This is a genomic window from Streptococcus sanguinis (assembly GCF_003943735.1).
Classification (GTDB): domain Bacteria; phylum Bacillota; class Bacilli; order Lactobacillales; family Streptococcaceae; genus Streptococcus; species Streptococcus sanguinis_E.
This window is the reverse complement of the sequence record NZ_RJMV01000006.1, coordinates 1-15,558: the sequence shown is the minus strand read 5'-3', so window position 1 is coordinate 15,558 and position 15,558 is coordinate 1. Positions and strand designations below refer to the sequence as shown.

The window sequence follows — 15,558 nt, the reverse complement described above, 5'->3', positions numbered from 1 at the left end:
AAAGGAGCAGAGATGAAAAGATTAAAGAGACACAGAGGGATTACACTGGTCGAAGTCTTGGTTTCTCTGATTCTGATTGGTGTTATTGCGGCAGGGTTCTTGACTTTCTTTTCTGGGAGTTTTAATAATATTCTCCGTCAGCGAAGTCAGAATGCTATCAACTTTGATATTCAGGAGTCTTTCGAGAAACAACTGGCTGAAAGCAAGAAACGTGAAGGTACAGGAACGGATATTGAAACCTTTACCTACCAAATCGGTAATGGGGGCAAGCAGAGTATCGATGTAAAAGGAACAAATCTATCTTATAATGATAGAATCAAAAAGATACATCTTTTTGCTGCTAATGCAATTGAAACTCCACTGGGACTTCCTGATATGAAGGTTACTATCCCTGGTGGGAAAAGGTATTATTATGCTGGTATGGGGATAACGACTCCTGGTGGTAAGGTAGATACGGCTGATATTCAGAAAAAGAGTAAGGCTCGGATTTACACAGAATCTGGATGGTTTCTAAGCGATCGTGCTATAGGACAAGGGGTGTCTGGAATTGTCCCAGTAGGAACGATAGGTAAAAGTGGTGATGGTACTGTATCGCAGACTGTCTATCCAGAAATATCTACAGATTTTAAACAATTATCAAAGTTAGAAACCGGGATACAGATTACAGATGATATGAGAGGGAAGTACCTGACTTTTGCTGCTCGAGCCATTAACTCTTATGGACGGGTAGGAAATTATCAGGAAGCAGATCGTATTTGGGTCATGGGACTGCCGCTAACTCAGAACCTTCGGATTCATACAGATGCAGACTTGGCACTGTTAAAGAATGGGAATACTACCTCGATTATACCAACTGATAACCGGTCACACACCAACACAGAGGTAAGAGATTATTTTAATGATGTTGTTTATGGCGCTACTATCCCTGTTCTGAATTATAAAGAGCCTGCAATTAACCAGACCCGCCAGTTAATAGCACTTGATGGCCGTACGATGCAGTTTAGTAATCATAATTTTAATAATGGCTATACGACTTCTGTATTGATTGGGAATCGTCAGCAGACCGGACCGCTTCTAACCTATAAACTAGATGATACACTAACTTGGGGGATCAATCTGGAAAACGATGGTAGAATTGCTATTAAAACAGTAGATACAACTACAGCTAATAACGGTGGTCAGGAATATATACAAAATGTTAAGTTAGACTATAGTAATGATAATTCTATACAAGTGCGTAGTGCTGCGAAGAATGGCTCTTTAGGGATTGAAATTTTTATCAATGGACAATCAGTCTATAATAAAACAGTTTCGCTGACCAGAAACAGAACGACGCATAATATTAGTAGTGGTCAGATTATCTTTGGTGGCAATACTTATATTAATGAGTTTGCAGTTTATACTGAAAGTCTGAATAACAGCAATATACAAAAACTTGCTGAATACTTCCGCGATAAGTATAAGGCAAGCTAATAGTGAAATAGTTTTTAGGAAAAATAAGGGAGATTAGGAGATTATGGCAAAAAATATGTTTTCGTCCAAGGGGCGCAGAAGAGCTCTGGACGAAGAAGATAATGAGAAAAAAGGTTCATTTTTAGGAAAATTAAATAAACCGCTCTTCTCATCAAAAGGGAAACATAAAGAACACTTATCTATTCAAGGAGTTCAGATCAAGTCAGATCGTCAAGAAGACTTTGACGATGAGGAAAAGTCAACGGCAAAAGGGAGCTTCTTAACCAAGCTCAACAAGCCGCTTTTTTCTAAGAATAGTGGCAGTGATGATATGCCTGCTAAGTCTGGAAATCGTTCGCTCTTTGCTAAGAAAGGCAGTGGTGCAGCGAGCCAACCGGTTACTAGAATGCATGCACCTTACACTATGTTTGGCAAGCCAATTAAGGGTAATCTGATGGCCATTGACTTCACTGACGAATCAGTCTATCTGGTTGTTGCTAGACAGAAGCGCAATGAGCTGGAGATTATCAAGATGGCATCTGCTAATCTGCCAGAAGGTGTTGTACTGAATAGTGAGATTATCGACCCGATTACTCTCAAAAATATTATCAGTGACCTGATGGAGCAGCATGCTATCACTGCTAAGTACGCTTTCTTTGCACTTGGCAATACCAATATCATCGCCCGTTCGGTTGATGTAGCAGCTAGTGTGCAGAATGATGAGGATATTGAGGGCTTGGTATCTTACGAGCTCCAGCAATATCTGGATATTGATCCGACTTCTTATGTCATCCAGTTCCAAGAGCAAGAGTCTAATTCAGCTTTTCCGCTTGATGAAGATACTCGCTCACTCATGGTCTATGCTGTGCCAAAAGGCGTGGTAGAGCAATATCTGGGCTTGGCTGAGAATTTGAAGTTGACACCTTATGTCTTTGACCTTCAGTCTAATACCTTTGAAAAATGGCTGGAACGCGTTCAGGCGGTTAACAATCGTGCCAAGAAGCTGACCAAGGAAAATGTCGGCATGGTACATCTGAGCAAGAGCTTCATTGGTGTTTATCTCTACTCAGAAGGCAAGTTTGTGACCAGCAACTATCTCAACCGTGGCTACAAGGACATCCTGAGCTATGCAGACGACGCTAGTCTATTGCAGAAGCTTCCAGCAGTGGCTTCAGATGATCTGGATACAGGTCTCTTGAAGAGGGCCTTGGATGAGTGGGTGGCTGATGCTAAGAACCACATTCTCAATACTGAAAACTTCTTTAGCGGATCAACCGGTCTCAACATTGACAGTTTCTACGTCTTTGGTGATCAGGACATTTGCTGGCAGTTGGCAGCTATTCTGAAGCAGAGCATGAATCGGGAATTCATCTCAATTGATAATGTAGATTATGAGAATGTACTGTGGGAAGGTTCTGCCGAGTTTAATGCGGAGTTCATTCCGGCCACAGCCATGTTGATTAGGAGAGCGAACTAATGCGGAGAGATTTAAACTACTTTTCAAAATATCATGTGGCACCGGCTAAAGCCAGTCCACTAAAACTTGCTGCTATTTCCGCTTTTACTGGGATTGTAGCGATTATGATTGTGCTGATTGGCTTCTTCCAGTTTAGCGCTATGCACCTCCAAGGCGAGATTGACCGAGCGGAGCAGACACTCAAGAGTCCAGAGATGGCTCAAGAGCTGAAGGCAGTCTCTGAGACTGAAGATAAGATTGTTACGGTCAAGAATGACGAACTTCTCTTTACCAGCCTAGAAGGCGACTTCCGCCGCCTGCATCGAGTAAACAAAGCTTTTATGGACTTCCTTAATAAAAACGTGACACGGAACCTGGTCTTTGACGATATCAAGATTAATAACGACAATGTAGAAATCAATGGTTCGTCTCAAGAGCATCTTTCTATCGCTAAGTTTGAGGAAGAGCTTCGTAAGTCTGAGAAGTTTAACCATATTTTTGTGGATAACATTACTCGCGAGGAAAAGGATAACAATACAGTGTACAAGTTTAACATTAAAATTTTGACGAAGGATGTAGATTTCAATGAAGAGCAAAAATGAGAAAGAAAAGAAAAAAATCCTGAGTAATTTAAATGAGCGTGATAAGAAATTGTTGGCCTGTGTTGGAGGAGTAGCGGTACTTGCTGGTGGTGGGTATCTGGTAACAAATTCTTATACACGGATGGCGCAGTTAGCTGAAGAGCATGCAACTATCTCGACAGAGTTGGAAGGTAAGAATGCCAAGATTAGTCAGAGGAAGTCTCTTACCAAACAGCTTCAAACTTTGAATGCTAAGACTCTGGATCAGGCTAAGAAATACTATGGTACGACCAATCAAGGGGAGTTCATTTTCTTGATTGATAAGTTGGTCAACGAAAGCGGTATTAAATTCAAGTCTGTCAACTACACTGAGAGCACAGAGTTGGAACTCCAGCAGGAGGGATTGGCTGCGACTTCGTCCAAGGGGNAAAACTCCAACTCTTCTGGTACGACTAGCAGTTCAAGCTCGAGTGAGACGTCTTCTTCATCCAGTACGACCTCTAGCTCGTCTGGTACATCGTCTTCATCTTCATCTAGCAGCAGTTCTTCATCTGATGCGAATACTGCAACAACAACTGCAGCTAATACAGCGACACCAGGGAACGGAACGACCAATAATACCAACATCACGCAGATGACAGCGGACATTGAGTTCGAAGGAACTTATACACAGGTTCTGAAATTGTTGGAATTGATTGATGGCAATCAACAAAAAATCGTTTCCAGCGAGCTGGAATTGGGTGGAAAGAAAAGCCTGTCTAGCACGGAGGAAAATAAAAACCCTGATCTAACCAGCGGTAAAATCAAGCTGCGTTTCTATCAGGTTAAAGACGTTGAGCGCTATGTGACTCTGGAGAGTAATGTCGATAAGACGCCTATTCAATTTGCCAATTGGGAGTCTCCATTTGCGATTCCGACTTGGCAGGCAGGCTCTATCTCTGTAACAACAGCTGGTGGTGGCACAGATGCAACTGGCAATAAGGGCAGTTTGGGGGCCGCAACAACCAATACAACTAGCAGCGCGAATGCTAACAGCAGTACCAATCTGGCTCCGTCTTATCTGGAGCAGCTTAGCACTCAGTCTAGTCGGAACGATGGTCTGTCAGCTTATTACAATTCATCAACTATCTACCGCTTCGAATCACCACTGAAGCTGATTCAGTCAGGCGGTAGCAATCAGTATGATGTGACGGTTGACAATACGGACTTCCTTGAGGGTTCAGGTTCCAATGTGGTTAAGATTCCAGCAACCAAGTCTTCTACTATGTATGAAATGGAATTTGCAGCACCGTATGTATCCTTGAACAATAAGCCGGATGCTATCAGCTTCTCTCTATCTATGTCTAATCAATGGCAGGGCAAGATTGGCTTGATTGTCAAGAATGCCAGTGGGCAGAAAATTTACCTTCATGTAATTCGTCCAAACAGCTGGACTGGCTGGCGCGAAGTTAGCTTCGATCCTGAAAACATTCCAGGATTCAGCTATCCAATGACTATTGTGGGTTACTACTTTGAAACTCCAAGCGGAGAAAGCCCTGAAACGACTATGAAGCTGGATAACCTATCTGTGAACAACTTGGTAGTCAGCTAAAATACTTTGAAAAAATACCAAATAAGTCTATGGTTTAAAATTTCAAGAGCATGAGTAAATTTTTCTTAAAAAAATGCTAAAAACCAAGTTATTAGACTAGTATTCACGGTGCATTTATAGTAAACTAAAACATAGAGATATTTGAAGTATAATACAAGCAAACTCAGAATAGACGCCCGAGTCTATTTTGGGTTTTAATGGAGTTTATGGAAAAACAAAATCAAGTCTGGTTTTGCATTGAAAAAGTTTAATATCATTTAGAAAGTGGGGGGTGTCGAAAATATTCAAATGGCATATTTTTTACCTTTTGGAGCAGGGCTTATAGCACTGCATACGATTAGCATTTTATTTGTTTCTAGGATTTCATTAATAAAGCGCCTTTTTCTCGTAGTATGGGTCATGCTATTTGCGATTGGTGCTCCATTCCTCTTTCAACAAGTTCCCGGCATAGCCTTTGTTGGGCTCTGTGCCTTGGCCTTGGCTGTCTATATGGTGCTGCTCTTTTCACAGGAGCTAGCTCCAGTCAAGAAGAGAGCAACTGCTTCTGCGCGAAGCAGAAGCCAGAAGCACGCCAAGAGCACACGCAAGAAAGTGGAAGCGACGAGCGCAGGCTTGTCATCTGCTAGAGATTTGAACTTTTCCAATGCTTCAGCCGGTAGGATGAGAAAGGAAAGTAAAGAAAGGGTTCAGGCTGAGGAAAGTCCGGCAAGGCAGAGAGTATCTGCTTCTGGTCGCACCCTGGCAGACCGTTCTATCAAAAAGGATATGACAAGATTTGAGAAAGTAAAACCTCTCTACCCTGTTGATAATCTGGCTACAGCTCCTGCCTTTGGAGAATACGAGCCAAAAAGTCAGCTAGCGGCAGCTGAGGTCGGTATGGTGGGTATGGACCACAGCGCACAAAAGGCCAATGATGAATTTTTGCAGTCCCTGCTTCATCACCGAAAGGGTTCTACTAAGATTAAGGTGGCCAACTCTCTGATTCAGCCTACGGAAGCAAATGCAGCCGGCAATCAAGGCTATACAGATATAGATGATCCAGCCTTTGAGACTGCTGTTCTGTCTAAGATTAGACCGATGTCCTATACGGAGTCTAGCTATGGCAACTTCAGACCGCAGGCGGTTGAGGTGACAGGTGTTGTTTCTCAAGATGAGGAAGAATTCTTCACTGAGCAAGAACAAGCTCAGCAGCCAGTGGCAGAAGAAGTAGGCAACAGCCTGGAAGATGTTTTTGCTGCTACGGGAGATATCAAGCCAGTTAGAGCGGAAGAGTCAAGAGCAACAAACAGCTTAGAATCTCTCTTCTTTGCTGATTCAGACACTGAGCCACAAGCTAAGATGGATTCAGCCTTCAGCCAAGCTGCTGCAGAGCCAGAATTTTCTGCTTCTGAAGAGTCTATGGTTAGCCGTGATCGCGCTGATATTCAGGGTTATCAAGATATTCTCAGCCAGATTCAGCATGATTTTCTGGGATCTGAAGAGGAAGATTTAACTGCTGAAGTGGCAGAGACTTGGGAAGAAGAAAGCAGCTTCTCACCTGCTGCAGAAACGTTTGAGTTTGAAGCAGCTGCTGAACCAGCAGTTGTTCAATCAGTTTCTGAAAACGCTCTTTGGACACAGGCTGAGCCTATTCAAGAAGCAGTTGCAGATGAGACAGAAGAAGACTTGCTCAAGGGAATTGCTGACATCCTCAAAGCTGAGGAAGCACAAGTCAAAGCAGCTCCAGTCGTTCCGGCTGCAGATGAAACAGAAGAAGATTTACTTCAGAAAATTACTGATATCCTCAAGGCTGAGGAAGCAGCAGAAGCAAGACCAGCTGCAGCAACTGCGGGAGATAAAGAAGTCTATTTCCAATTCCTCCTACTGGAAAGTCAGGAATTATTGGCTTCTAATGTAGTTCAAGAAGCTGAGAGCTATCTGAAAGAAATTGTCCAAGGCAGCTCAGATCAAAATCTTCGTCAAGAAGCGTTCAACATGCTGGACAAAATCGTGAAAAATTAATACTATATAAACATACAATTGATTGTAATCAATTAGAAGGGTTTTAGGGGAAATTATGAAAAGTTGTAAAACAATCACAGGGACCGTTGTCATTGAGATTGAAAAAGGGATGGGACTGGGTGAAGTCCATGAAGTCTTTGTTGACGAGGGGGTCAATCTGACTTTTGTTATTAAGTCAAAGCAGTCTGAACAGCCTTTTGCCTTGCTGTCTAGCAAGAACATCCAAGGCATCGGTGACTTTGCGGTCATGGTAGAAAACAGCTCAGTCTTTCAAGAGCTGGAAGAGGCTGATCTGAAGGTCTTGAACGACAAGCAGGGTAGCGTCTTTGACGAAATTGTCATCACAATTGATGGAAACAAGGTGGGAACTGTTGTTGACTATCATATTGATGAAAAGAATGAAATTGGTTACTTGGTGGTTAATTCTGAAGATGCCAGCGAGGAAATTCAGATTCCTAAATCACGCATCTTGATGATTGGCAAAGAGTACATCATCCTCAATGATGAAAAAAAGACAGCTCCTCATCTTGAAGCAGATGTAGAGATGGGCCGTCTGGCTGCAGCAGATTTGCTCCATGAGACTGAAGCTGCAAGACCTGCCGAAAAAATTGAGGAAGTAGTTGCTGAAGAATCTGTATTCGAGCCAGTTGTAGATGAAAAAGTAGATGTAAAAGAAGAAGCTGCGACAGATTTGACAGAGGCCTTGGCTGCTGTAGGTCTGGGAGCTGCTGCTTCTGAGTTGGAGTTTTCTGAAGCTGTCGTAGAGACAGCAGAAGAGCCAGAAGTTCAAGACTTGGTACAAGAAACAACAGCTCCAGCTGAAGAAGAAGTTGAAGAAACAGATGCAGCGCTGAGCTTAGATGCTGCTTTGGAAGAAGTATTGGCAGCTCCTGCTGAGGAAGTAGAAACAACTATCAGCACAGCTCCAGTTGCTGAAGAAGAGTCAGCAGCAAAGAAAGCTGTCAACGACTTTATCGATCGGCAAAAACGTCTTCTGGTAGGCAAAACACTGCAAAAAGATCTTGTTAATGCAGATGGAGGAGTTATCCTGAATGCCGGAGATACTGTTTCAGATGACATCATTGATTTTCTTCGCCGTATCGACCGTAAATTCCTTATCCGCTTAGCTGAATGCGTAGTATAAGGTTGGGATGAGATTCATGTCAAGAAGAAAAAGAAAGGTTTCATCAAAATATCAAAAACTACTTCCAGCAGCGACACTTGCTGCCTTTCTGCTGGGTAGTTTATTTTATGTCATTTTTGTCTTTAATCCAACGATTGACCTGAGTATCAACGGCCGTCCCTCTATGAAGGTACGCTCTCGGAGCGAAGCTGAGATTGAAGTTTACAGGGAGCTGCCCTATAAGGCTACATTTCAGCTGTCTACGGGGCAACACTTCTCTGTAGATATGCGCTTTTTAGGACTGAGCTATTTCACAGAAGAAGAGCTCAAGCGGCTGGATAATATTTCAGCCAAGACAGTCTGGGATAAGTTTACACCGTTTTTTGATACCAAGGAAAATCTACAGATTTCCATCTATCCTAACCGTCTTTTTTGGCTTAGACCTTTAAACGATGTCTTAGCTGCCCATCCTGATGTTCTCAGTCAGCTTCCAACGACCAATCATCTGGTCATGGACGGCGAGTCTAACGTAAAGGTGGGAGACAAGTCTAATGGCTATAAGATTGACCCTGCTGCTTTTATCCAAGCATCTGAGGAGATTGCCAAGACTGGTAAATTTGATGATGTCAAGGTTGAGAGTACACCTGTTGAAGCAGAAGATCAGAGTGAGCTTCTAAGTCAATATACGCACTTTATAGAGCGTAAGGAAGTACCGCTGCCGACTAACGCTGCCCAAGCTCAAAACATGAAGACAGCCTTTTACAAGCTGCAGAATGTTTACTTGGCTCCTGGGGAGACCAAGTCTATCTCAGAGTTGCTGGGAGCTTTGAATGCGGAGTCTGGCTATCTGCCAGTCAAGGGCAAGGATAATAAAGAAGTTTACGGTCAGGGTGCTGAGCAGATTATAGATGCCATTCAGCAGCTCGCCTTTTCACGGACCAATGTTATTTCCTATCGAGGACAGTATTTCAACATCGGAACGCCTGCTGAAGGTTTGACCGAATTGACCATTCAAAACAATACAGAAACAGATATGGTGTTTTCATTAAGTTTGGAGGAGGGGCAAGTATCCATCATTCTGGCATCTAAGTGATACTCAAGGGAAGTCGAAATTTGACATCGTCACCTGAGACTTTCAAAGAGTATAAAAAGGGAAAAATTATGATTGCAAGTTTAGTATTTATATTAGGTGTCGTATTTGGGAGCTTTTTCAATGTCGTCATCTACCGTGTACCACTGGAAAAGAGCATTGCCAAAGGTCGGTCCATGTGCCCGTCCTGCGGTCATGTCTTGACTTCGGTGGAGCTGATTCCGGTTGTGTCGATTATCATGCAGGGCTTTAAATGTAAGCACTGCAAGGAGCCGATTTCACCGCGCTATCTCATTGTGGAGCTCCTGACGGGTCTGCTCTGGTTGGCCTCTTATCTGATCTTTCAAGATCAGGGGCCATGGATGGTTGTTTCAGCCTGTCTTTTGGTGTCGCTTTGTCTCATTATCGGTTATATTGATTTTGATACTCAGTACATCTCGGACTCGGTTCTGCTGGTTTTCTGGCTGGGCCGCATGGCTGTTACGTTTTTTACCAATGAGTTCAATTGGGACCTGCTCCTTTCGCTGCTAGTCGGCGCTGGTCTCTACTCTCTCATTTATTTTGGGGCCAAGGCTTATTACAAGAAAGAGGCTTTCGGGATGGGAGACATTCTCTACTTAGCTGCCCTGAGCAGTTGGTTTAGCCCCTTGAATACGCTGATTTTGGGATATGGTTCTTTCTTTGTGGCTGGAGCTATTCTCTTAATCGCAACCATCTTTAAGAAATTCAAATTTAAGTTGAAAGAAGAAGTCCCTTTTGGTCCTGCTATGAGTATCATGGCGGTCATCCTATATTTCTGGGGAGGAATTTAGGAAACCAAAAGCGACAATAGAAATGGATAGAAAAAATGTTTAGGAAGAAAAAAGTTATCATAGCATTAGCGACAGCTACTGTCCTTTCAGGCAGTGTGTTGCCTGTCAGCCGCCCAGCGGCAAATGAAAAGGCCAGTCTGGATCCGTCTTTAGTGCAGGTGTCAGATCAGTTTCAGGCCAAGAAAACAGGAGCAGTCGTCTTTTCAGAAGATGTAACAGTGCCAAGCACAGTGTCAGCCGATTTCATTGATAGTCGTCTGGCTGGCACACCGATGGCTGGATTGGGAAAAGCTTTCAAAAAAGCAGAGAAAGATCATGGAGTTAATGCAATTTTTCTCGTAGGGCTGGCTATTCACGAATCGGATTACGGCCGCAGTCAGATTGCTCAGGCCAAGCACAACCTGTTTGGTTTCATGGCTTATGACTCCAGTCCTTTTTCCAGTGCAGGAAATTTCGCAACATTTGACGATGGTATAGATACCGTTGCCCGCTATCTCAGCGAGCACTATCTCAAGCCTGGCGGTCAGTTCTATAATGGTAAGAGCATGGCTGCTATCAATGTAAGATACGCATCTGACAAAACTTGGTCAAGCAAGATTATGATTCGTATTCGAAATTTTTTGAAAAAAGGTTAAGGAGGCTGGGACAATCGTGTCTCAGCTTGCTTTATTATAGAAAGAATTTCTTTTGGTGAGGCGATTGACGGGGTTTTTCTTGTTCTATGGGGCTCTAAAAATTCCTAATCATCCTCTCAGGACTAGAAAATAAAAAAATTGCTTCTGCGACATCGTCTTTTATGGCGAAAAATGACTTAATTAGGGGATTTATGAAGAGAAAGTTTGACGTAAGCGATGTGTTAAAGGAAGCCTGGGGACTGACTGTTGATTACTTTTTTGTATGGACAGCAGGGCTTGCTATCATTCAACTGCCATTTTTTATTCTGGGGCTGTTAATTCTATTTTTTTCTCCATTGACTTCTACATTTCTTCCAAGTATAATTCTGTTGGGATTTCTATGTTCTTTTGTGATTGCTTATATCCATAAGTTTTCCTTGACCATGGTTCGTAATCCGCAGATGGTGCGAAGAAACTTCTGGAGGGCTGTTGGCTACAGTATTTCTGATGGCTTTTTTGGGCGTTTGCTTTCTATGTCTATTTACGTCTTTATATCTTTCTTGGCTATATTACTTCTTATTGTATACTTCTATAATCTCTTGATGACAGATGCAAATTTTCAAGAGATTATGAGAACCGGGCTTATTTGGGTTGCAAAAAATCAAGAGAAGATAGCTAGTATGCTCTTCCTGCTTTTTTTGATAGCACCAATGTTTAACTTGGTATTCCATTTGTTTTACAGCTATTTTATAGTCTCTCACTTCTTCTTATTGCCCTATATTATTCAGGATACCAACTCCTCTGATAATCTCTTGCGTCCTCTGTCAGCCTTTGGCAGCTTGGGCAAGTCCTTTTCTTGTATGAATGGTCAGAGGGGGCGTTACTTACTGGTAGAGCTTGTCTTAAAGCTTATTCCTGTAGTATTGGGTCTGATAGAAATTTTGAGTTTACTTTTTAGTGCTGGTGTGTCTAATATTGTGGGAATGATTGTTAGTATGATAAATGGCTTTTTGCTGATTTATGCCTTGGCAGCCCGTTCGGTTATGGCTGACATCCTGATGTCTTATGATCGGGAAATAGTTAATTTTGGAGATTAATATTTATGAAAAAATTAGAAAGGGTTTTAGGATTTAGGATAATGAACGATGAATGATGTAAAAGTAACAAGGGTTTTCAGAGAAGCTTGGATTTTTGTTACAGAATATTATTTTGTCTGGCTGAAAGGCCTTTTGCTGGTCGGAATCCCGCTTGCAGTGCTGGGCTGGTTTCTTTTTCCGCTGGTTTCGAGTTGGTCTTACCGGTCCATTTTAGTCTTGACTTGTTTGGCATTTATAATTGCCTTCGGTTTTGCTTACGTCAATAAATTTGCCTTGACAGTGATACGAAATCCGCAGATGGTTAAGCTCTATTTTGGCTATGCGGTTTGGTACAGTATCTCAGATGGCTTGCTTACTCGCCTCTTTTATTCCTTCATTGTCAGTGCAGTCCAGGTTCTGATTTTGTACATGGGTTGGTCGGCAATCGGCATCAATCTTGGGGTGGCTAGTCTCTTTGCCTTTTATCGGAGAGCAGTAAGTCCAGAGGCCATTGTAATTTTCCAGTTTCTTTTTCCTTTCTTGTTCATGGTTTTTTACCTGCTCTTCACTTATCTGGTTGATTCGCACTTCTTTTTGCTGTCTTATATCATTCAGGATACTAGCTCCAGGGACAATCTGGCCAAGCCGCTTTCTTTTTATGGCTGTTTGAGAAAGTCAGTCCTGTTGATGAAGGAGCGCAGGGGTCGTTATGTTCTGCTCAGCTTTTTTCTAGCTTCTTTTGGTGGGCTGATTGGGCTGGGCACTCATCTCCTGATGGATCTGATAAGGCAGTATATTGGTCCCTTGCTGGGGGAACTGGATGATTTACTTGGCCTGATTCAGATGATTCCTGTCCTAGTTTTCAGTAGCTTTTACTGTGTATTTGTTCTGGTTGTTCGGACAGTTTTTGCTGATACTCTGATGGAAAATGATGCAGAAGTGGTGGATTTTGGTGATTAATTTAGGAAGTAGCAAGACCAGACAATACTTGATAGAAACAAGAGGAAGGATATGAAATCAGTAACAAGAATCTTAATAACAGCTTTGGTGCTAACTGGGATAGGCTTTATTCCTCTCCCTTATGAATTAGAGACCGTGAGGCCGGCTTTGAATGCCAAAGACTTTGTCCAAGTTCAAGGAGGAACTGATAAAGGAAAAGGTAAAATCTATGTCATGGCTGTTGGTGTTTCCAAGGCCCGAGTGTTCAGTCTCTTTTTGACTCTGCTGCCTAATTACAGGCTGGAAACAGAGTATGTCTCTGTTCCTGAAAACTATTTCGATAAGGAGAAGGGACGGGAAGAGCGAGAGAACAGCACAATGGGGTCTTCCCATCTTAATGCCTTGCAGGTGGCTTATCAGGCTGCTGGTCGTACAGTTGAGATTAGGCATAAAGAGATTTACGTAGGTGGTATCAGCAGCGAGACGCCTCTGTCAAAGGAGTTGCAGCGAGGCGATGTGATTTTAAAGATTGACAATCAGACTTACACTAGCCCATACGACATCGTTGATCAGATGGAACAGCGGCCAGTTGGCGATGTGGTATCCATTGAGTACAGTCGTAATGGTGTAATCGGTTTGGCTAGCGGTCCTGTGATTGTGGATGAGACAACTGGTAAGCCTGGTTTGGGAATCGAATTGGGTTCTAAAGCTAGTGTTGCCATGAATCCTCTGACGGAGTTTAAGAGCAACGGTGTAGCAGGTCCCTCTGGTGGACTCATGTTCAGTTTGGAGCTTTACAATCAGCTCGTGTCTGAAGACATTACTAAAGGAAAAACTATTGCTGGTACTGGAACGATTGACCACAAGGGAAATGTTGGCCGGATTGGCGGGATAGAGATGAAGGTCATGGCTGCAGATAAGGCAGGCGCTGAGATTTTCTTTGTTCCTGATGATACTATTGACGCCGATATTGCCCAGTACAATCCCAAGTTGCGCTCTAACTACCATGAGGCACTTCGTGCTTCTATCAAAATCAAGAGTAAAATGAAAATCGTCCCTGTCAAAACCTTCAACGAAGCTTTGAACTATCTCAGAGAGATGGAATAAGGGACTTTGCTATTCTTGAATAATCAATAAAAACATAGGACCTTGCTGGTTATTTATCTGGCAAGGGCTTTTATTATAGAATTTTTTCAAATAATTGCCACCTTAGCACATAAATACTTGATTTATAAATCGCTGTGTGATATATTTATAACATAAAGAGTGTTAAATATTTCTAACACCAGGAAAGGAGTCTATCATGAAAAATAGTCAAAAAACGGGTGGTCTCATTGCGATGATTGCCGCAGCTCTCTTTATTGATTTTACTGTTTTATTTGGTTCTAATCTTAGTTGGGGACCCAAGTTGCTTATTGTTGGTATTTCAGCATTAGGTCAGATTGTAGCTATTTGGGGCTGGCTACATATGAAACCATGGCCGGAGAAGACTCAAGAGGTTAAGGAAAAGCAAGTATATAATCTAACCATGAAATTTTATAATGTACTTACTCTTATAGCAACCTCTATCTATACTGTCGGAATCGGGTTGTCGACTCCAAACACCAATCCGCCCTTTATAAAATATATTGCCTTGGGAGGTCTCCTCGCTATCCAGTTTTTCTTTCTTCTGTTCTTTTCTTTGAAAAAGATCAAAGAGAGAGCGGATGAACGCTTTTATGCTAACCTGGCAAAAGCAGCTACTTTGATGTTTGCCATCTGTATAGCAACTTTACTGGTTCTTGCAGGTATGAGTGCTATTTTAGGATCGATTGCAATCAACGCTGGAATATTTTTTATCATGATTGGTATATTGGTTCTGCTGTTTAGTTTTGTCTTCTTTCTATTTGATAAGGGAGGATAACCATGGCAAAAGAAAGCAAGATTATCACTAATCTCAAATCCGTTCGCGAATCCATGGGCATGACCCAGCAGGAGCTAGCCGACCGCATCGGCATGAGGCGCGAGACAATTCTGCACTTGGAAAATAACCGTTACAATCCTTCGCTGGAAATGGCTCTCAAAATTGCTCAAGTCTTCAATCTAAAAGTAGAAGACCTCTTTGAACTCAGACAGAAAGAGTAGGCTTAATTCTTTTCGAGACCTAGTATTAAGTTCGTTGATTAATTAGGAATTGAAGCCAAAAGAAAAAATCCTTTGAAACTTTGATTTCAAAGGATTTTTGTTATTAAAAGTGTGGCTTACTAAATGTCCATTTTTTGTTATTAAATCGGTTATNCAAATAATTGTTCTGAGATAGAGTAAATGGTTTGTTTGAAATGACAAAATAGTTTGCTGTATTAATGGTTGCTTGATTTAAATACTTAATCTTGTCTGATGTCAACAATATTAACATATTTTTCGCTTCATCAATTGAATTGTGTGTAAATTCAAGAGCTAAAAATGGACATATAGGCAGAACAATTCGTTTCCACATGTCAGTGCCAATTACAGGATTGTCACTCGTTAGTAAATTTTCTTTACTAACTGCAATATGGAAATTCATACTATCATTTTTTTTAAATTGTAAGTAGTTTTCTAAAACTCCATCTTGTTTAAATAACTTGTTAAATTTTTTAATCTTTTCTTGATTTTCTTTTATCTCTGCTAACTCTATAGGTAAAGTTCTAGGTTTGTATGAGAAAATATTTTCATACATTGTGATAAAATTGATTCTGCCAGCATCCGTTCTTAAGTATTGTAACCAAAGGTATAAATATAAGAATTCCTGTTGTTCTTTTGTAACTGTAAAATCTTCAGAAGTAATATTATTTAAAATATAAT

The 15,558-nt window shown here is 41.8% G+C and carries 15 protein-coding genes; 14 read left to right on the top strand and 1 reads right to left on the bottom strand.

Annotated features, from left to right (window positions below):
* The first annotated feature begins 12 nt into the window (after nt 1–12).
* The 14 genes from D8877_RS07660 (at nt 13) to D8877_RS07595 (ending at nt 14,859) form a co-directional block, all read left to right on the top strand.
* Nucleotides 13–1,473, top strand: a complete 1,461-nt coding sequence (locus D8877_RS07660; RefSeq protein WP_125341488.1) for a type II secretion system protein — start codon at nt 13–15, stop codon at nt 1,471–1,473.
* A gap of 43 nt (nt 1,474–1,516) precedes the next feature.
* The gene (pilM, locus tag D8877_RS07655) at nt 1,517–2,929 is read left to right on the top strand and encodes a pilus assembly protein PilM (RefSeq protein WP_002899353.1); all 1,413 of its coding nucleotides are present in this window, start codon (nt 1,517–1,519) and stop codon (nt 2,927–2,929) included.
* Entirely contained in the window at nt 2,929–3,510 is a 582-nt protein-coding gene (locus D8877_RS07650; protein ID WP_125341489.1) for a PilN domain-containing protein, read from the top strand. Before pilM ends, D8877_RS07650 begins: the two co-directional genes overlap by 1 nt.
* Nucleotides 3,494–5,080 carry a hypothetical protein gene (locus tag D8877_RS07645; RefSeq protein WP_125352958.1) on the top strand — a complete coding sequence of 529 codons (1,587 nt, stop codon included), beginning with the start codon at nt 3,494–3,496 and terminating at the stop codon, nt 5,078–5,080. The genes D8877_RS07650 and D8877_RS07645 overlap by 17 nt, the downstream gene beginning before the upstream one ends.
* 288 nt (nt 5,081–5,368) lie before the next feature.
* Nucleotides 5,369–7,081, top strand: a complete 1,713-nt coding sequence (locus tag D8877_RS07640) for an SSA_2305 family type IV pilus system protein (protein ID WP_427196719.1) — start codon at nt 5,369–5,371, stop codon at nt 7,079–7,081.
* A 55-nt stretch (nt 7,082–7,136) separates the two neighbouring features.
* A complete protein-coding gene (locus D8877_RS07635; protein WP_004184880.1) occupies nt 7,137–8,225 on the top strand; it encodes a PRC-barrel domain-containing protein in 1,089 nt (362 codons plus the stop codon).
* A 7-nt stretch (nt 8,226–8,232) separates the two neighbouring features.
* Nucleotides 8,233–9,297, top strand: a complete 1,065-nt coding sequence (locus D8877_RS07630) for a VanW family protein (RefSeq protein WP_002919953.1) — start codon at nt 8,233–8,235, stop codon at nt 9,295–9,297.
* Entirely contained in the window at nt 9,294–10,106 is an 813-nt protein-coding gene (locus D8877_RS07625; RefSeq protein WP_185760196.1) for a prepilin peptidase, read from the top strand. The genes D8877_RS07630 and D8877_RS07625 overlap by 4 nt, the downstream gene beginning before the upstream one ends.
* Before the next feature lie 35 nt (nt 10,107–10,141).
* On the top strand, nt 10,142–10,741 hold the full coding sequence (locus D8877_RS07620) for a glucosaminidase domain-containing protein (RefSeq protein WP_002899346.1): 600 nt from the start codon (nt 10,142–10,144) through the stop codon (nt 10,739–10,741).
* A gap of 161 nt (nt 10,742–10,902) precedes the next feature.
* Nucleotides 10,903–11,817 carry a hypothetical protein gene (locus tag D8877_RS07615; RefSeq protein ID WP_125341491.1) on the top strand — a complete coding sequence of 305 codons (915 nt, stop codon included), beginning with the start codon at nt 10,903–10,905 and terminating at the stop codon, nt 11,815–11,817.
* Nucleotides 11,818–11,865: 48 nt separating this feature from the next.
* Nucleotides 11,866–12,756 (top strand): hypothetical protein, encoded by an 891-nt coding sequence (locus D8877_RS07610; protein WP_002894163.1) that lies wholly within the window; start codon nt 11,866–11,868, stop codon nt 12,754–12,756.
* 51 nt (nt 12,757–12,807) lie between these two features.
* Nucleotides 12,808–13,842 carry a SepM family pheromone-processing serine protease gene (locus tag D8877_RS07605; RefSeq protein WP_002907534.1) on the top strand — a complete coding sequence of 345 codons (1,035 nt, stop codon included), beginning with the start codon at nt 12,808–12,810 and terminating at the stop codon, nt 13,840–13,842.
* A 196-nt stretch (nt 13,843–14,038) separates the two neighbouring features.
* Nucleotides 14,039–14,638, top strand: coding sequence for a DUF3796 domain-containing protein (locus D8877_RS07600; RefSeq protein WP_125341492.1), 600 nt, complete (start codon nt 14,039–14,041; stop codon nt 14,636–14,638).
* 2 nt (nt 14,639–14,640) lie between these two features.
* Nucleotides 14,641–14,859, top strand: coding sequence for a helix-turn-helix transcriptional regulator (locus tag D8877_RS07595; protein ID WP_004184866.1), 219 nt, complete (start codon nt 14,641–14,643; stop codon nt 14,857–14,859).
* A gap of 103 nt (nt 14,860–14,962) precedes the next feature.
* On the opposite strand, the gene D8877_RS07590 is transcribed toward D8877_RS07595, so the two are convergent.
* On the bottom strand, nt 14,963–15,541 hold the full coding sequence (locus tag D8877_RS07590) for a DUF4238 domain-containing protein (RefSeq protein WP_446677723.1): 579 nt from the start codon (nt 15,539–15,541) through the stop codon (nt 14,963–14,965).
* Nucleotides 15,542–15,558: the final 17 nt, after the last annotated feature.